Annotated in this window: 15 protein-coding genes; 9 read left to right on the top strand and 6 right to left on the bottom strand. The window is 75.7% G+C overall.

Annotation, left to right across the window (positions count from 1 at the left end):
• Positions 1-56: 56 nt before the first annotated feature.
• Together ACF08F_RS21895 and ACF08F_RS21890 are read right to left on the bottom strand one after the other, a co-directional pair.
• Entirely contained in the window at positions 57-956 is a 900-nt protein-coding gene (locus ACF08F_RS21895; protein WP_392300191.1) for a PaaX family transcriptional regulator C-terminal domain-containing protein, read from the bottom strand.
• Complete coding sequence (locus ACF08F_RS21890; RefSeq protein ID WP_392300190.1) at positions 953-1,573, bottom strand: GNAT family N-acetyltransferase; 621 nt, start codon at positions 1,571-1,573, stop codon at positions 953-955. The genes ACF08F_RS21895 and ACF08F_RS21890 overlap by 4 nt, the downstream gene beginning before the upstream one ends.
• A gap of 206 nt (positions 1,574-1,779) precedes the next feature.
• Here ACF08F_RS21890 and ACF08F_RS21885 point away from each other — a divergent pair, with 206 nt between their 5' ends.
• From ACF08F_RS21885 to ACF08F_RS21855, 7 genes are all read left to right on the top strand, one after another.
• The gene (locus ACF08F_RS21885; RefSeq protein WP_392300189.1) at positions 1,780-2,169 is read left to right on the top strand and encodes an STAS domain-containing protein; all 390 of its coding nucleotides are present in this window, start codon (positions 1,780-1,782) and stop codon (positions 2,167-2,169) included.
• 120 nt (positions 2,170-2,289) lie between these two features.
• Complete coding sequence (locus ACF08F_RS21880; protein WP_392300188.1) at positions 2,290-2,805, top strand: helix-turn-helix transcriptional regulator; 516 nt, start codon at positions 2,290-2,292, stop codon at positions 2,803-2,805.
• A 149-nt stretch (positions 2,806-2,954) separates the two neighbouring features.
• The gene (locus ACF08F_RS21875; protein ID WP_392300187.1) at positions 2,955-4,175 is read left to right on the top strand and encodes a DUF2306 domain-containing protein; all 1,221 of its coding nucleotides are present in this window, start codon (positions 2,955-2,957) and stop codon (positions 4,173-4,175) included.
• Positions 4,176-4,258: 83 nt separating this feature from the next.
• Positions 4,259-5,074, top strand: coding sequence for a hypothetical protein (locus ACF08F_RS21870; RefSeq protein WP_392300186.1), 816 nt, complete (start codon positions 4,259-4,261; stop codon positions 5,072-5,074).
• Positions 5,075-5,136: 62 nt separating this feature from the next.
• On the top strand, positions 5,137-5,718 hold the full coding sequence (locus tag ACF08F_RS21865; RefSeq protein WP_392300185.1) for an isochorismatase family protein: 582 nt from the start codon (positions 5,137-5,139) through the stop codon (positions 5,716-5,718).
• Positions 5,719-5,825: 107 nt separating this feature from the next.
• Entirely contained in the window at positions 5,826-6,212 is a 387-nt protein-coding gene (locus ACF08F_RS21860) for an STAS domain-containing protein (protein ID WP_392300184.1), read from the top strand.
• A gap of 121 nt (positions 6,213-6,333) precedes the next feature.
• Positions 6,334-6,747 (top strand): ArsR/SmtB family transcription factor, encoded by a 414-nt coding sequence (locus tag ACF08F_RS21855; protein ID WP_392300390.1) that lies wholly within the window; start codon positions 6,334-6,336, stop codon positions 6,745-6,747.
• On the opposite strand, the gene ACF08F_RS21850 is transcribed toward ACF08F_RS21855, so the two are convergent.
• Together ACF08F_RS21850 and ACF08F_RS21845 are read right to left on the bottom strand one after the other, a co-directional pair.
• Complete coding sequence (locus ACF08F_RS21850; protein WP_392300183.1) at positions 6,707-7,237, bottom strand: carboxymuconolactone decarboxylase family protein; 531 nt, start codon at positions 7,235-7,237, stop codon at positions 6,707-6,709. The two genes, ACF08F_RS21855 and ACF08F_RS21850, sit on opposite strands and share 41 nt — an antisense overlap.
• A gap of 112 nt (positions 7,238-7,349) precedes the next feature.
• Positions 7,350-7,724 carry a hypothetical protein gene (locus ACF08F_RS21845; protein ID WP_392300182.1) on the bottom strand — a complete coding sequence of 125 codons (375 nt, stop codon included), beginning with the start codon at positions 7,722-7,724 and terminating at the stop codon, positions 7,350-7,352.
• A 311-nt stretch (positions 7,725-8,035) separates the two neighbouring features.
• On the opposite strand from ACF08F_RS21845, the gene ACF08F_RS21840 reads away from it, so the two are divergent.
• A complete protein-coding gene (locus ACF08F_RS21840; RefSeq protein WP_392300181.1) occupies positions 8,036-11,050 on the top strand; it encodes a helix-turn-helix transcriptional regulator in 3,015 nt (1,004 codons plus the stop codon).
• On the opposite strand, the gene ACF08F_RS21835 is transcribed toward ACF08F_RS21840, so the two are convergent.
• Both ACF08F_RS21835 and ACF08F_RS21830 read right to left on the bottom strand, forming a co-directional pair.
• Positions 11,032-12,786, bottom strand: a complete 1,755-nt coding sequence (locus tag ACF08F_RS21835; RefSeq protein WP_392300180.1) for a serine/threonine-protein kinase — start codon at positions 12,784-12,786, stop codon at positions 11,032-11,034. The genes ACF08F_RS21840 and ACF08F_RS21835 overlap by 19 nt on opposite strands.
• Positions 12,783-14,654 carry a hypothetical protein gene (locus tag ACF08F_RS21830; protein WP_392300179.1) on the bottom strand — a complete coding sequence of 624 codons (1,872 nt, stop codon included), beginning with the start codon at positions 14,652-14,654 and terminating at the stop codon, positions 12,783-12,785. Before ACF08F_RS21830 ends, ACF08F_RS21835 begins: the two co-directional genes overlap by 4 nt.
• A gap of 389 nt (positions 14,655-15,043) precedes the next feature.
• Between ACF08F_RS21830 and ACF08F_RS21825 the strand changes: the two genes are divergently transcribed.
• Entirely contained in the window at positions 15,044-17,107 is a 2,064-nt protein-coding gene (locus ACF08F_RS21825) for a SpoIIE family protein phosphatase (RefSeq protein WP_392300178.1), read from the top strand.
• Positions 17,108-17,211: the final 104 nt, after the last annotated feature.

The following is a 17,211-nucleotide window of genomic DNA, read 5'->3' as shown; positions in this document are numbered from 1 at the left end:
GTCGACGCCGCCCGCGCGGATGCGGCGCCGTCCGGCCGGCACCCACCCCCTTCCCGCTACGCCTCCGGGTCCTCGTAGAGGACGAAGAGACGTGGGAGGGGGGTGCTGCCTTCCTGCGCGGGGTGGTTCGCGAGCGCGGTCCAGCACGTGGCCATGAGGTGCCGGGCCCGCGTGCCCGCCCACCCGTGGGGGAGGAGCTCGGCGGGCAGCAGCGGGTCCGGTGTCATCGCGTACGAGAAGGCCGCGGCCAGCCGGACCGCGAGGCCCAACCGCTCGGCGGAGCCGAGGGGTTCCGCGTGGCCGCGGCGATCGAGCCGGTCGAGGCACGACCGGGCGAAGGCGGCGAGGGCCTCGTGACGCGCGGCGATCTCGTCCAGGGGCCAGAGCGAGGCGGCGAGCGCCGGGGCTCCGGCGACGCCGCCGACACGGAGGTCGGTGCTCGTCAGACAGGTCAGCGAGGTGGCGATGCCGAGTTCCCCGGCCCGGGCCTCGACGAGCGGCCCGATCGGGTGGGCGCACACGTAAAGACCGCCCTGGAGCGGGGCGGCGCCCAGGTGGAGCAGGGTGTCGCGGAGCGCGTCGCGTGCGGCCCGCTCGGTCTCGGGGACGGCGAAGGCGAAGAGGTGCCACACGCCGTCCCACGGGGCGAGCCCGTGGTCCTGCCGGTAGGCGAGCCGGACGTGGGCGGCGTCCGGGGCCGGGGAACCGGCCGCGTCGGCGACCGCGCGCAGCACCGCCTTGCGGCCCCGGCCCTCGTGGGAGAACCGGCCCTCGGCGACGAGCCGCTTCAGACAGAGCCGCACCTGCTGGTCGGTCATGCCGAGGAGACCGGCCACCGCGTAGAGCTCACCGGCGTCCACGGTGCCGTCCTCGCGGACGAGGGCGTGGACGAGGGTGCGGGTCGGGACGTGGACGGCGTCGGGGCCGACGCCGGCCGAGGTCTCCGTCTCGCTCATCGGGCCTCCCGGCCGGGGGACGCGTCGGCCGCCGTGACCGGCCGGTGCATGGTGGTGACGGCGCCGAAGCCCATCAGGTCGCGCAGGTACGGCGTCCGGTCCGTGCGGACGGCGACGAAGCCGTGCCGCTCGTAGAGGGCGCGGGCCCGTGGGTTCACGTCGATGACGTCGAGCCGGATCCGGCGGCAGCCGGCCTCGGCGGCCACGGCCGCGATCTCGCGCAACAGCAGCGAGCCGATGCCCGCGCCGCGGTGTCCGGGCGCGACGGCGATGCCGTCCATCACGAGCTCGCCGCGCGCGGGACTCCGCTCCAGGAGTGCCAGCAGGGCGACCCGGTGCAGTCCGCGCAGCACCCCGTACGCCCTCAGGACGTCACCCGCTCCGCCGCCCAACAGGCCCCGCCCGCCGAGCCGGTAGCCGGCCACACCGGCCACCTCACCGTCGAGGAGGGCGGTGACGCCCCGGTCGTGGTGGAGGTGGGCGGCGAGGAAGGCACGGGCCTTGTCGGGCGGATCGAGCGCAGGTCCGAGCTTCCGCCCGAACGCCTCCCAGTAGAGCGCGGCGACGCGCGCCGCGCCGCCCTCCGGTACGCCACGCCTCACCACGGTAGTAGTCACACTTCTAACGTTCACTCTTGGTACGATCGTTTGTCAAGCGATAGATTTCCGCGTTCGATCGCGCGTACGGATCAAGGGGCCCGGACGGCCCCGAGCGGCCCGCGGGTTCACCGGTTCAGGTGACAGGAGTCGAGGCGAAACGTCCCTTCCGGCACGGACGCGGCCACGCTCGACGGGACACATGGACCCACCCTGTGGAGCGTCCGATGCAGCTGATTCCCCGTCACGACCCGCACCTCGTCGTCCGCTCGGCCGGCGGACACACCGTCGCCGCGCTCCACGGCGAGCTCGATCTCGTCCTGGTGCGGCACCTGAGGCCCGAGCTCGACGCCCTCGTCCGGGAGTCCGAGGCCCTGACCGTCGACATCCGGCGCCTCACCTTCTGCGACGCCACCGGCCTCGGCCTGCTCGCCCACTGCGCCGGGAAGGTCCAGGCACGGGGCGCACGCTGGCGGCTCGTCTGCGACCAGCCGTGGATCCTCCGCCTCATCCGCCTGACGGCGCTGTGCGAACTCCTCCGCCCCGAGGTGGCGGCGCCGGGGGATCAGCCGGCCGTCCGGCCCTCCGGGCCCGGGGCGACGAGCCCGGTCTCGTAGGCGGCGACGACCGCTTGGGCGCGGTCGCGGAGGCGTGTGACGGCCGGCGCGGGCCCTGCGGGCGGAGTGACCGGACGGCGGTTCGCGGGGGCTGTCCCGTCCCCGCGATACCGTCGCGGCATGTCTGAAGTCCGGTTGACCACGCCTTCCTTCCTCGTGCTCGGCATCATCGACCACCTGGGCGAGGCGAGTCCGTACGACGTGAAGGTCGAGGCCGCGCGAACCGTGGCCCCCTTCTGGTCGATGCCCCACGCCCAGGTCTACGCCCAGTGCGACCGGCTCCTGGAGGCGGGGCTGCTGTCCGAGGTGCGGCAGTCCGGCGGCCGCAACCGGCGGCTGATGAAGCTCACGGAGGAGGGGGCGGCGGCCCTGCGGGGCTGGCTCGCCGACTCCTCCTTCGTCCCGGTCGAGGCCCGTGAGCGCGGCATCCTGAAGCTGTGGTTCGGCGCCAGCCCCCGCGTCCACGCCCCGGTCCAGATCGAGGAGCACCGGCGGACCCTCGGCGAGTACGAGGAACTGGCCGAGGGTGTCGGGGAACTGCTGACGCGCGGGCAGCGCGAGGCGCTGGAGTTCGGCATCCGGTACGAGCGGATGATGGTCGACTTCTGGCAGTGGGTGGAGACCCGCGAGCCCTGACCCTTCCGACCGGCCCGGGCCGGTCGCCGGCCCCGGTCACCGACTCCTGCCGACGACTTTGTTACCGACCGGTTGACCCCGGCCGTCTCCCGCCCTACCTTCCTCCATAGTCCAGAAAGGACTATCGCGCGTTCGGAGGGGGATCCGCCGTGGGGCGTCCGACAAGCACGAGACGGGGCAGGGCGGCCGCGATCGCGGTCACGGTCGTCTGCCTGACGTACGCGCCGATCGCGGTGACCGAACTCTGGCCGTACGCGAGCCCCGGGGCGCCCGCCGTCGGCGAGTGGATCCTCGGCCGCTCCGTCTCCCCGGAGTTCGTGGCCGAGGCCGTGCGCGACCGGATCGGCCCGTACAGCCGCAACCTGGCCCCGCTGATCGTGCACTCCGTCCTCGGCGGCCTGCTGATGCTCCTCGGCCCCCTGCAGCTGCTCTCGGCCGTGCGGCGGCGCGTCCGGCTGCACCGGATCGCCGGGACCGTCTTCGCCGTCACCGTGTACGTCTCGATGGCCGGCGCCGCCCTCTACCTCGTCCGCACCCCGCCCGAGCAGGCGTTCAGCGGGGCCGCGTTCTGGATCGTCCTCGCGACGATCCTCGTCGGCACCGTCGGCAGCGTGACCCTCGGCGTCCTCGCCGCCGTCCGCGGCTTCCCCGACCTGCACCAGCGCTGGATGCTGCTCTGCTACGGCTTCCTGATGACCGCTCCGCTGCTCCGCCTCGAATGGGGATTCCTGCCCTCGCTCTACCCAGGGCTCTCCATCCTGGAGATCAACCGCGTCGCGATCATGCACCTCGGCTCCCTCGTCGCCTTCGGCGCCCTGCTCGCCTCCCGCGCGCTCGACCGCCGCACCACCGTCCCCGGCCTGACCGGCACCTGGTGCCCGTGGCCGGTCCTGGTCGCCGCGCACCTCGCCGGAGCCGCCGGACTGGCCTGGATCACGGTCGCCTTCCTCGGCCAGGGCACGGGCGGACGCCGGCTGCTCCTCGCCTACGTCGTCCCGTACACCGCCACCTACGCCGTCATCGCGGTGCGGGCGGCACGCGCACGCGTGCGGGGCGCCGAGTGGGCGCGCGAGGAGTGGCTCCTGCACCTGGCGGCGCTGTGCCTGGCGCCCGCGTTCTCGGCGGTGGCCGTGCCCGTACTGGAGCGGACCATGGGCCTCGACCGGTTCACGGCCCTGACCGCCGGCGTCGGCATCGGCTGCGGCGTCCTCGCCTACGCGGCCGTCACCGTGGTGAGCCTGCGCGTGCTGTACGGCCGCGAACTCCTCAAGCGGCAGCGGGCGTCGGCCGACCGGCCCACCGGGCGGGAGGCGGCGGCCACTCCCGACGCGGTGTCCGTCGCGGCCGACTCGCGGGAAGGCGAGCGCTGATGGGTGCTGGTTCGGGTGCGGGCGCTGGTACGGATACGGGCGGGGGTGCCGGTGCGGTCGACGGTCGGGAGCTCTCGCCCGCCGTGGTGCTCCTGAGCGGCGTCGTGGGCGGCATCAGCCTCACCGTCGGAGCGCTGCTCGCCGTCACCAGCCTCGCCGGACACGCCGCGGGCGCCTGGGTGTCCCCGGAGCCGCTCAGCCCCGGGCTCCTGGGCGCCGCCATGGTGGGAGTCGCGCCCGCGCTGTTCACCGTCGGCAAGGCCCGCGTCTGGGAGGAGGCGCGCGGCCTCGTCCTGCCGCTCGCGATCGTCCTCGTCGGTCTCTTCGCGGTGAGCCTGCTGAACGGAGGCACTCTTCAGGCCGTCCACGGCGGCCCCCTGTTCCTGGCCCTCTTCAGCCTCGGCTGGGTCGCCGTCCTCGGGCTGCTCGCGCTCGCCGCCGTCGTGTGCCTCGCCGCGCAGTACCGCAGACCGGCCCCGCCGTCCGGGGCGGCCGGGCGCACGCCCCTCGCCCCGCTGCCCGGCTGGTCGAAGCCGCTCCTCGCGGTCCTCGGCTCCGGCTGGCTCGGCATCGGCGCGGGACTCCTCGCCTTCCCCGCCTTCTGGGGCCCGCTCGTGCCGTGGACGGTGAACCGCGCCGACGCGCAGGGCCTCGGGGTGTGGGCGCTCGCGCTCGGCGTCGGCGTCCTCGGCTCCCTCGTCGAGGACGACCTGGCCCGTGTCCGCCCGGCCCTCACGGCCGTGCCCGCGGTCGCACTGGCCGCCGCCGTCCTCCTCGCCGTCCACGCGCGGTCCGTCGACTGGGCCTCCGGCCCGGGTGTCTCGCTGCTGGCCCTCGTCACCGGCCTGTTCGCGACCGGGGTCGCGGGTCGCGTTCTGCTGGCCCGAACCGGTCCGTGAACCAAGGGCGTTGGGCCGAAATCAAGTGGATCAACGGGAACCGTGGGAGGGATGATGACGGGATGACCCAGCACACGCAGCCCGTGGACGCCCTGATCGTCGTGGACGTGCAGTCGGCCTTCGTCGTCGGTGACGGGGCCGTGCCCGCGGCCGACCTGCTCGTCGAGCGGACGGCGGACCTGATCGCCCGGGCGCGGAGGGACGGGGCGCTCGTCGTCCACCTTCAGAACGACGGGCCGCCCGGAGCCGAGGACGAGCCTCACACACCGGGCTGGGAGCTTCACCACCCCGTCCTGTCCGGCCCCCGGGAGCTGGTGATCCGCAAGCCCCAGGACGACGGCTTCTACGCGACCCCGCTGGGCGAGGTGCTCGTCGGCGCAGGGGTCCGGTCGGTCGCCGTCTGCGGCGTGATGTCCGAGATGTGCGTGCAGGCGACGGCGGGTACGGCCCTGGAGCGCGGCTACCGCGTCGTCGTGCCGTACGACGCCCACGCCACCCAGGACTGCCCGGCGGTGCCGGGCGTCCACGAGGCCGTCCCGGCCGCGACGGTCTCCCGCGTCGCGGCCTACGCCCTCGGAAGCGACGCGGAGGTCACCGTCCCCGCCGCCGAGGTCACGTTCGCGGCGCCCCCATCCGCTCCGTGAGATGGGATATTGCACAATCCTGCACATCGTTCCATCCTGGTCCGGCCCCCACGCCCTCCCGCCGCCGCACCCGGCGCCACCGCCGAACGACAGGGAAGACGACGCGCATGACCATCGAATGGCGTTACACGGTCCAGCAGGAGCTGGGCGTACTGTCCCTGGCCGGATTCCTCGGCGCCGACGCGCTCGGGCGGTTCACCGGGGCCGTGGGCTGGGCGGTCGCGCGCGGAACGGGACCCGTCGTCCTCGACCTGAGCCGGCTGCGCGGCTGGTCCGCGGGCGGGCAGCTCGCCGTCTCGGAGGCGGCCCACCGGCTCCGCGCCGCGGGCCGGAGCCTCGAACTCGCCGCCGTCCCCGCCGACGGCCCCCTCGCCCCCGCGGGCGACGGCCCGACGATCCCTGTCCACTGCGACCTCGACGCGGCGTTCGCCGCCCACCGCGGCGCCGGTGCGGAGCAGCGCGCCTGGCGCAGCGACGCCTGGCCGAGCGAGTGAGACACCCCCGGCGATCCGCGCGGCCGGACTCCGGAGACCGGTAGGCCGCGCACCCCGGAAGGCGCGAGGATGGGGGCATGGTGCACGGTGCTTGTTCGACGCGAGGCACGGGGCGGGTGCGATGACCGCGCCGCTCTACCAGTCGAAGGCGGAGTTCTTCAAGACGCTGGGACACCCCGTCCGGATCCGGGTTCTTGAGCTGCTGGGCGAGCGTGAGCACGCCGTCGCCGAGATGCTCCGGGACACCGGCGTCGAAGCGGCGTACCTCTCCCAGCAGTTGGCCGTGCTGCGCCGGGCGAACCTCGTCGTCGCCCGGCGCGAGGGGGTGGCCGTGTACTACGCACTGACCGGCTCCCGCGTCACGGAACTCCTCCTGGTGGCCCGCTCGATCCTGTCCGGCGACGCCCATGCGGGAGGCCCGGCCACCGGCCGGGCTCCGGACGCGGCTCGGGAACAGGCTCCGGACAGGGCTACCGGCCGGGCTCCGGACGCGGCTACCGGCCGGGCTCCGGCTGGATGCCCGCGAGAAGGTTGAAGGCCCCGGTCAGCAGGTTGAGCGTGACCACCCCGACCACCTCCGCGATCACCCGGTCGCTCCAGCCGTGCGCCCGTACCTCGGCGACGTCCTCGTCGGAGAGCGACCCCGGCTCGGCGAGGACCTTCAGCGCGAGGCCGATGAGCGCCGCCTCGCGCGGATCGGTCGACGTGCCCTGACGGGCCAGTTCGATGTCCGTCTCGCTCAGCCCCGCCGCGCGCCCGGCCGAGCGGTGCGCCTCGCGGCAGGTGCCGCAGCCGATCCACTCCTGCACGGCGAGCGAGAGCTTCTCGCTGAGGGCGCGGGGGATCTTCACCCGTCTCATCGCCCGGGACAGGCTCAGGTAGCCGTCGAGCAGCGCGGGCGAGTGCGCCATCGTCGACACCATCTCGCCGACCGAACCGTGCCGGTCGACGATGTCGGTGAGCACCTCGCGCGCCCGGCCCGGCGCCTGCTCGGGGGTGAGCGCGGCCAGTCTTCTCGCGGTCATGGAACCTCCTCGTCATACCCGTGGGGGGTATAACGAGGAGGGCGGTGCGGGAGTTCCCGGAGACCTCCCGGGCCTCAGGCGGACGAGTGCGCCCCGGGGGACGAGCGCCGCGTCAGCGTCGGGAGGGACGGGTCGTGGAACACCCTGCGAGCTCCCGGTGGAAGTACCCGTCCAGCTCCGCCGCCGCCCGCTCGGCCTCGTCCATCGCGGCCGGCGTCCGGTCGCCCCGGGTCCCGCCCGCCTTCGGGAGGGCCGGCGCCCGCGAACGGAACCACGGCCACCGCTCGGCCGCCACCCGGGCGCGCAGCCGCGTGTGCCGGGGCGGGTCGAGGAAGACGAGCCAGTTCTCGACGACCCGCCGCAGCGTGACGTACCCGTCCGGGACCGGGGCAGCCCGCGCCGTCAGCGGGGAGGACCGGCCGAAGCCCCGGCCCGCCAGGACGTGCGCCACCTCCGCGTGGCCGAAGAGGTACCAGGCCGTGGGCACCGCACCGCCCGGATCGGGCCCTTCGGACTCGGCCCGGCCGCCACCGAGTTGACACACGGACGCCACGTCGAGCGGGAACTCGGAGCTCGGGCCGCCCTCTTCGCCGGAGGCGCTCTGGCAAGTTCTGGACAGCCCGGGCGGGAACCTTCCCGTCGGCCGCGGACGGCCGGTCCCCGTCACCCCGCCGTCGTGCCGGCCGGGCGGGAACACCGGTGTCGGTGACGTGCCGTACAACTGACAGCGGGGAAAAAGAGCACGACCGCACGGCGGCACGACCGTACGACGGCGCGACCGCACGAGGGGGACTGTACGTGGACACTTTCGCGGACCTGGGGTGTGTCGACCGCGCGCCCCTCGTCGGGCGGGCCGGGGAACTGGACCGGCTGGACGGGCTGCTGGGCTGCCGCGCCGAGGGCGTCGGCCCGGTGGCCGTGGACGTCACGGGCGAGCCCGGCATCGGCAAGACCCGTCTCCTGACCGAGTTCGCGGTACGGGCCAGGGGCCGCGGAGCGACCGTCCTGCGCGGCCGGGCCGGAACCGCCGAGGGGGACGCCGGCGCGCCCTTCCAGGCCGTCCTGGACGCGTTCGCCGACCTCGCCCACGAGAAACGGACCGCCGTCCCGGCCCTGGCCCGACTGGCCGCGCTCGTCGAGGAGCGGGGACCGGGATCGGGACGGCGGGGGCACGGTGACCTCGTACGGCGGATCGGCGCCGCCCTGGGCCGCGTCCCGGCACCCGGGCTGGTCCTCCTCCTCGACGACCTCCACCGTGCCGACCCGGCGACCGTCGCCCTCCTCGACCACCTCCTCCGGCACCCGCCGCACGCCCCTGTCCTGGTCGTCCTGGCCCGACGCGAACGCCAGACCCCGCCCGCCCTCGCCTCCGCCCTCGCCAGGGCGGCCGACTCCGGAGCCCTCGCCCGCCTCGACCTCGGCCCACTGGAGCCCGACGACTGCGCAGGGGGCCTCGCCTACGGGGTACCGCCCGAGGCGGTCCCCGAGCTCCACGCGGCCAGCGGCGGCAACCCGCTCTACTTCCTGGCCCTCGCCCACAGCCGCCACCGGCGCGACGAGGCACCCGGCACCGGCCCCGTGGCCGTCGTCCTCGACGAACTGACACCGCTCGGCCCGGTGGAGCGGGCCGTCGTCGAGGCGGCGGCCGTGCTCGGCGGCCGTGTCACCTCCGAACTGGTCGCGGCCGTCGCCGCCGATCGTCGAGGCACCGGGCCCGGCGACGGCCAGGACGAGATCGACGCCGCCCTGCGCGCGCTGGCCGGCCGCGACCTCGTCCGGCCCGACGAGGACGGCCGTACGCTCGGCCCGCGCCACCGGGCCCTCCCGGAACTGGTCCGCGGCGCCCTCGACCCGTGGCGCCGCCGCGAGCTGCACCGGCGTGCGGCGGCAGCGCTCGCCCGGGCCGGAGCGCCCGCGGCCGCCCGCGCCCCGCACCTCGTCGGCGCGGCGGCGGGCCCGGACGTCGAGACGGCCGCCGTGCTCGTGGAGGCCGCCGAGCGGACGGGGACCGTGGACCCCGCACGCGCCGCCCACTGGCTCCTGGCCGCCCTCGACCACCTCCCCGACACCCCCGAACACCGCGTCGGCCGACACGAGCTGATGCTCCGGCGGGCCCACGCACTCGGCGCGGCGGGCCGCGTGGCGGAGAGCCGGGACATCCTCCACCACCTCATCGACACCTGCCGCCCGGAGGACACGAAGGACACGAAGGACACGAAGGACAGCGAGAAGGCCTGGGACACCCAGGAGACAAGGGGCGCCGAAGGCCCCGGCCCCGGCCGCGACCCCGAACCCGGCTCCGGAGGAAGCGAGCGCACGGCCGCCGTCCTGACGTCCGCCGTACTGCTCTGCGCGTTCATGGAGCGGCACCTCGGCCGCTACCCCGAGGCGGACGCGCTGCTCCGCCGCGAACTGGAGCGCGAACCGGGCCCCAGGGACGGCCTGCGGACCGACCTCGTCGTCGAATGGGGTGCCAGGGCCCTCTTCGCCACCCGCTACCCCGAGGTCCGCGAGGAGGTCGGCCGGGCCCTCGACGAGTCGCGCCGCCGCCGTGACGAGGCCGGTACGGCGGAGGCCCTCACGCTCTCCGCGCTCGGCGAGGCGTACGAGGGCGAGACCCTCATCGCCCGGACCCGCGCGAAGGAGGCCGCTGCCCTCACCGACACCTTGACGGACGGCCGGCTCGCCGACCACGTCGAGTCGCTGGTGCGCCTGGGCTGGACCGAGGCCTTCCTGGAGGAGTACGGAGCGGCCGAGCGCCACACCGCGCGGGGCATCGCGGTGGCCCGCCGCGCCGGACGGCCCTTCGCGCTCTCCCAGCTCCTGCTCTGCTCGGCGTACGTCCACTTCCTCACCGGCGACGTCCGTGCCGCACTCGACCTGGCCGAGGAGTCCCTCACCGTCGCCCGCCCCCTGGGCGGCGCCGAACTCCTCGGCTTCAGCCGGGCCGTCCGCGCCACCGTCCTCCTGCACGCCCTGCCGCTCGGCGCCCCCGAGGCCCTGGCCGCCGCGGAGGAGGCCGCGGCCACCGTGGGCACCGCCCAGAGCTGGTGGGCCACACAGGCCCGTTGCATGCTCGCCCACAGCATCCCGCTCGGCCGGGACCCGCACCGGGTGCGCGGAGTGCTCCTGAGAGTCGGCGGCGACCGGGACCTGTCCCGGCTCCAGCCCTCCCTGCGCCCGGGCTATCTCGAACTCCTCGCCGGCGCCGCCCTCGCGGCCGGAGACCTCCCGGAGGCCGAGCGCGCGGCCCGGCGGGCGCTCGCGGAGGCCGCGCGGCTCGGCCTCTCCGTCCAGCGCGGCGCCGCCCGGCGCGCGTGGGGACGGGTGCTGGCCCACCGGGGCGAATCGGCGGCGGCGGCCGAGGCGTTCACCGAGGCCGCCAGGGAGAGCGCCCGGTCGGGGGCCGGCCTGCGCGAGGCCCACAGCCTGCTCCTCGCCGCCCCGCACGTGCGGGCCGCGGGCGACGGGGCACGGGCCGCCGCGCTCTGGCGCAGGGGCCGCCGTCTGGCGGCCGACGGCGGCGCCCGCATGCTGGTCGACCTGGCCGACCGGACCAGACCGGCGCCCCCGGACGGCGGCGCGCCCGACGGCCGGCTCGCGGTCCTCACCCCGCGCGAGCGCGAGATATCGGTGCTCGTGGCCGAGGGGCTGACGAACCAGGCGGTGGCCGACCGGCTCTCGCTGAGCCCGCGCACGGTGGAGAGCCACGTCGCCCGGGTCTACCGGAAGACCGGTGTGGAGACCCGGGCGGGCCTCGCCTCCCTGGTCGTCAGGACCGGGGTGGGCGGAGGTCAGTTCTCGCGCGGATAGGTGTCCGTCACCCGGCCCTTCGTGTCTGCCTTGAGGTAGGCGACGCCGTACGTGTCGGAGAGGTAGATGCTGAGGCCCGCGCCGCTCCCGAGCAGTGTCGAGCCCGGGGTGAGGACGAGGTACCGGCTGGTGGGCTTGTCCACGCCCAGTTCCTTGTCGGCCCGCTTCAGGAGTGCGGGCAGGGCGTCCCAGTCGAAGTCGTCCAGGTCGGCCGGGACCGTGCCGGGGAAGGCGGTGCCGCCGGGGCCCTGACGGACCGCCACGTCCTCGCCCCGGTAGACGTACCGGTCGTAGCGCTTCGTGCTGCCCTTGACCAGCGACTCGGCGACGGCGTAGTCCGGGTAGACGACAAAGCCGGTGACCTTCGCGCCGTCCGTGGCGGCGTGCACCGCCGCGACGGCGGCCTTGACGCCGGCGGGCGTGAGCAGATTCCGCTCCTCCGGGGCGGAGGGCTTCTCCGGCGTGGAGGTCTCCTCCGGCGGTGTCGTCGACGGAGCGGGGCGCTGCGCGGTGGGTCCCTTCTGTGCGGGCGGCGCGGCGCTCGGGTCGCCGCCCGTCTGGCCGGGCCGCCAGTCCCAGACCGTGGCGCCGACGGCGAGGGCCACGACGAGGACGCCGCCGAGGAACCGGCCGGCCCGCCCCCGCCGTCGCCCGCCCCCGGAGAGCCCCGCCGAGGTGGTCGCCCCCGCCGCCTTCGAGGGCGGCACGGAAGCATCGGGAGCCGCGGGAGGCGCGAGCCGGAAGGAGGTCGCGGACACCTCTCCGGCAACTCCGGCGACCGCGCCGGCCACGCCCCCGTCCGCGGCGACCCGGTCCCCGGAAACCCGCTCCGAGACGACCTGGTCCGAGACGACCTGGTCCGAGACGACCCGGTCCGAGACGACCGCGTCCGCGTCCGCGACCACCGCGCCTCCGTCGGCCGCGACCGCGGCCAGGACGCGGCCGATCTCGGCCGCGTCAGGACGGGCGGACGGATCCCGGACCAGCAGCCGGCCCAGGAGGCCACCGAGCCCTCCGGCCCGCACGGGCGGTGGCACCTCGTCGGAGAGCACGGCCGCCAGCGTCGCCAGGGTGTTCTCCCGGCGCATCGGGTGATGGCCCTCCACCGCCACGTACAGCAGCATGCCCAGCGACCACAGGTCGGCCGCGGGTCCGCTGGAACCGCCGCGGATCCGCTCGGGCGCCATGTAGTCGGGCGAGCCGATGATCGAACCCGAGGCCGTGAGGACGGTGGACTCCCGGATCGCGGCGATGCCGAAGTCGGTGAGGACCGGCCGTCCGTCCGGCCGCAGCAGGACGTTGGCGGGCTTCACGTCACGGTGCTCGATGTCCCGCTCGTGGGCGGCCGTCAGCGCGGCGAGCAGACGGTGGCCGAGCGCGGCGGCCTCGGCGGGCGTCATCGGGCCCCGGTCGAGGCGGTCCTGGAGCGAGCCGCCGGTGACCAGTTCCATCACGAGCCAGGGGTACGTGCCCTCACCCGCGTCGACGATGTGGTGGATCGTCACCACGCCCGGATGGTCGATCCGGGCGAGCGCCCGCGCCTCGCGGAGCACCCGGGCCCGCAGCGTACGGGCGCCCTCGACGTCGTACTCGGCCATCGCCGGATCCGGCGGGCGTACTTCCTTCAGGGCCACGTCCCGGTGGAGAGCCAGGTCACGGGCGCGCCAGACGGTCCCCATGCCGCCGCCACCCAGCCGCTCCACGAGCTCGAAGCGGCCGTCGATCACTCTGCTCACACACACCCCTGTACTACTCGGGTCCTCGGCGCGGTGGCGGCCGGGAGGCGGCCCCGGCCCACGTCGCCGTACACGTTCACCTGATAGTGCCCCGACACCTCGTACGGATCCGGAGGTGACCACGGACCGGACCACGGGCCAAGGTCGGCGGCAGCGGAAGCGTCGGCACCGAAGGCGTCGGTACCGAAGGCATCGGTACCGAGGCCATCGGCACCGAAGGCATTGGCACCGAAGCCATCGGGCCCGAGATCGTCTGTACCGGGATCGTCGGTACGGGGACCGTCGGGGCGACCATTATCGGCACGGGGGCCGTCGGCACCGGCGGCGAGGGCGTGGAGCACCGTCAGCTCCTCGCGGATCAGCACGAGTTCGGCGCGCAGCCGGTCGCGCTCCGCCGGTTGCGGAGTGCCGCGCAGGCCTCGCTGGGCCTCTCGGAGGGCCTCCTCCAGGACCACCTCGGCCCTGGCGGCCCCCCGGGCCGCCCGTACCTGCCGGGCCCGGGCGCGCAGGGAGCGGGCCGCCGCACCGTGTTCGCCGGCGGAACGCCACAGGTCGGCGGCGCGTTCGTAGGCCCTGGCCGCCTTCTCCGGCGCCCCGGCCGCACCGAGGGCGTGCGCGGCCCGGTGGCTCAGGGCCGCGCCCTGGTGGAGGTCGGCGCGCAGCCGGGCCTCGGCCGCCGCGAGCGCGTACTGCCGCGCGGCACGCTCGGGTTCGCCCCGGCGCAGCGCGCAGAAGGCGAGCCAGGCCCTGGCCCGGAGCCGGGCCGGCTGGTCCCCGTTCCGCGCCGGGGCCGCCAGGACCTCCTCCAGGACGGTGGCGGCCTCCTGCCACCGGCCGCCGGCCGCGTGGGCCCGGCCGAGCCGCAAGCGGGCGAGGACGCCCAGCAGGGGGTCCTCCCCGGAGCGGTCGGACAGCCGGACGGCCTCGGTGAGAAGCGCGACGACCTCCTCGCCGCCCGCAGAAGCGGGCAGACCGAGCCCCTGCCCCGCGCCCTCCTCCAGCGTCCGCGCGAGCGCGAGGCGGAGACGGGCGCCGTCGGCGGCCCGCAGCAGCGTGCTCTCCTCGCCGGAGCCGATGGCGGTACGCAGGACGGTCGCCGCCTCCGCGTGGGCCCCGGCGGCCCTGAGCACGCCGGCGAGCAGGAGCTCGGTCTCCGTGGGCGGCCAGGGCCGCTCGGAGGCGGCGTGGTCCACGACGGCCGCCCGCAGGTGCGCGAGGGCCGTGGCCGGGTCCTCGGGCGCGGTGACCCGCCCGAGGAGCGCGCGGGAGTCGGCAAGGGGGCCGAGAACCGCGGGGTCCGCGCGGTGCGGCGCGGCGAAGGCGACGAGCCGTACGAGCTCCGCGCGCAGGGCGGCTGCCTCCGCCGCCGGGTCGGGCGCGGTGCCGAGCAGGTCGGCGCGGGCCCGGGAGCGCAGCAGGAGGACCGTCGCGGTCTGGGCGACCGTCGCCCGGCCGGCAGCGTGCAGGTCGGCGGCCCGCTCGCAGAGCTCCGCGAGCCCGGCGCAGGCCGTCGCCCCCGGTTCCGGTCCGGTGGTGAGGGCACGGGCCCGCGAGATCAGCGCCTTGCCGAGCAGACCGGCGCGTTCGTGCAGGTCGGCGGCGCGCGAGAAGAGGGTCTGGGCGGCGGGCCGCGCCCCGCCCCGGCAGTCGAGGGCGGTCGCGTCCAGCGCGTCGGCGTGGTCCCTGGGCGTGATGGCCCCGCCGGCCCGCCGCACGGCCGTCGCGGCCCGCACCCAGGCCCCGCCGGCCGCCGGGTGGCCCCCGGCCGCGGAGAGGCGCCGGGCTCGGTCGAGCAGGGTGAGGGGGTCCTCAGGCCCGCCGCCGGGCCCCCGGTCGTGCGGACGCGCGTCGGACGGAGGGCTGGTCATGCGGGGTACTCCGGGAACGGGAGGGTGGTACGGCGCCGCACGGGGGCGCGCGTACGGAGAGGTCGCGACGACTCTCGCAGACGGCCGACCGCCGGCACATCCGTAGAACTACGGAACAACACGGAACGACACGGAAGACGGAGCAGCACGGAAGAACGGCGAACCCCCGGCCGGCGTCCTGCACGGCTGCCCGGGACGGCCGCCCGGGACGGCTGCCCGGGACGGCCGCCCGGGACGGCTGCCCGGGACGGCCGCCCGGAGCGGCGGTCCGGAGCGGCGGTCCGGAATCGGACGGACGCACTGCGCAGCGCCCGCCGTCAGCGACTCCGCTAGGGTGATTCGGTAGGGATTGCGCCCTTTGGGGCCAGGCCGATGCGTAGGTCGATGCGTTGGAGACTCATCAGTCGTCGAGCAGGGTTCCGAAGCCGCCCAGGGCGGCCGTCGGGGACGCGGGCGTGCTCCGCGAGCTGCTGCCCATCGCCCTCTGGCGGGAGGACGCCGAGGGCCGCATCGTCGAGTGGTCGCTGGCCGCCCAGGACCTGCTCGGCCACGCGCCCGAGCACGTGCTCGGGCGCCTCGCCACACCGCTCCTCGTGCCCGACGCCAACCGCGACCTCGCCGACCGGCTCACCGAGCGCGTCCAGGCGGGCGAGACCATCGTCGGCACGCTGCCCGTCCGCCACCGGGACGGCCACACCATCGCCATGGAGATGTGGATCGTCCCCGCCGCCGACCCGGAGGGGCGCCCCGGGGCCATGCTCATCGCGGTGGAGACCTCCGAGGTCCTGCGCATGCGCGAGAACCTCGCGGCGATGGAGAGCCTCTTCACCCAGTCGCCCATCGGCCTCGCCCTCCTCGGCCCCGACCTCCGCTTCCTCCGCATCAACGACGCCCTCGCCCGGATGAACGGCGTCTCCGCCGCGGCCCACGTCGGCCGCCGGCTCACCGAGGTCGTCCCCGGCGTCAACGCCGTCGCCCTCGAGTCCCTGATGCGCCAGGTCCTCGACAGCGGAACCGCCGTCGTCGACGCCCGCCGGGTCGGCCGCACCCCCGCCGACCCCGGCCGCGACCACATCTGGTCCTGCTCGTACGCGCCCCTCAGCGACCGTTCCGAGCAGCCCCTCGGCCTCATCGCCTCCCTCGTCGACATCACCGAGAGCCAGGAGGCGCACATCGAGGTCGAGCGGGCCCGGCACCGCTTCGCCCTGCTCGCCGAGGCCGGCGCGCGGATCGGCACGACGCTCGACCTGGAGCAGACGGCCCAGGAGGTGGTGCGCTTCCTCGTGCCCCAGCTCGCCGACTCCGCCGACGTGCAGATGCTGGAGGCCGTCCTCGAACCGGACGACCCGGCCGCCTCCACGCGCGGCGTGCTCCGCCGCCTCGCCGCCGGCTTCCCGGACCCGACAGCCCCCACCGCGATGCTCACCCCCGGCCAGACCTTCCAGCTCCCCCTGGACTCCGTCTACGAACGGGTCGTCTCCAGCGGGAGGCCCACGAACCTCTACACCACCGACCTCCCGGCGCTCTTCACCGACCCGCGCACCGAGGCGCTCCGCACCTATTTCGCGACCCGCATCGGCTCGGCGCGACTCGTCCCTCTCGTGGCCCGGGGACAGGTGCTCGGCGCGGTCACCGTGACGCGGCTGCGCACCCGCGAGCCGTTCGACACGCAGGACTCCGTCCTCATCGACGAGGTCGTCGCCCGCGCCGCCCTCAACATCGACAACGCCCGCCTCTACACGACCCAGCGGGAGGCGGCGATCACCCTCCAGCGCAGCCTCACCAACAGCGCGCTGCCCGCCGTCACCGGACTCGAACTCACCGGCCGCTACCTGCCCGCGAGCGCCCACGACGTCGGCGGCGACTGGTTCGACGTCATCGCCCTCCCGGGCGGGCGGACGGGCCTGGTCATCGGCGACGTCATGGGCCACGGCATCCACGCGGCCGCCGTCATGGGGCAACTGCGCACGGCCGTGCGGACCCTGGCCCGCCACGACATCGCCCCCGCCCGGATGCTCAGATCGCTCGACGCCGTCGTCGCCGACCTCGGCGAGGACGAGATGGCCACGTGCGTGTACGCGGTCCACGACCCGGCCACGGGAAGCTGGGTCATCGCCCGCGCCGGGCACCCGCCCCCGGCGCTCGCCACCCCGGACGGCACCATCACCTTCCTCGAAGGCCCACCCGGCACCCCCCTGGGCACGGGAGCCCGCGACTTCGGCTCGGAGGAGGTCGCCCTGCCCGAGGGCGGGCTGCTCGTGCTCTACACGGACGGCCTCATCGAGGCCCGCGACCGGGACCTCGACCAGGGGATGAGCCAGCTGGCCCGCGCGCTCCGGGACCTGGACCGGCCGCTGGACACGCTCTGCGACGAGGTGCTCAGCCGGCTCCTCGTGGGACCGGCGCAGGACGACGTCGCGGTCCTGATGGCCCGTACACGGACCACGGACTGAGGCCGGCCGGTCCCGCCCTTCCCGGTGCCCGAGGCGGTCGGAGCCGTTCGGAGCCGTTCGGAGCCGTTCGGAGCCGTTCGGAGCAGGTCGAGCAGGTCGAGCAC

The organism is Streptomyces sp. NPDC015130 (assembly GCF_043080005.1).
Taxonomy (GTDB): domain Bacteria; phylum Actinomycetota; class Actinomycetes; order Streptomycetales; family Streptomycetaceae; genus Streptomyces.
The sequence above is the reverse complement of the archived record's forward strand: the minus strand, read 5'-3'. Positions and strand labels throughout refer to the sequence as shown.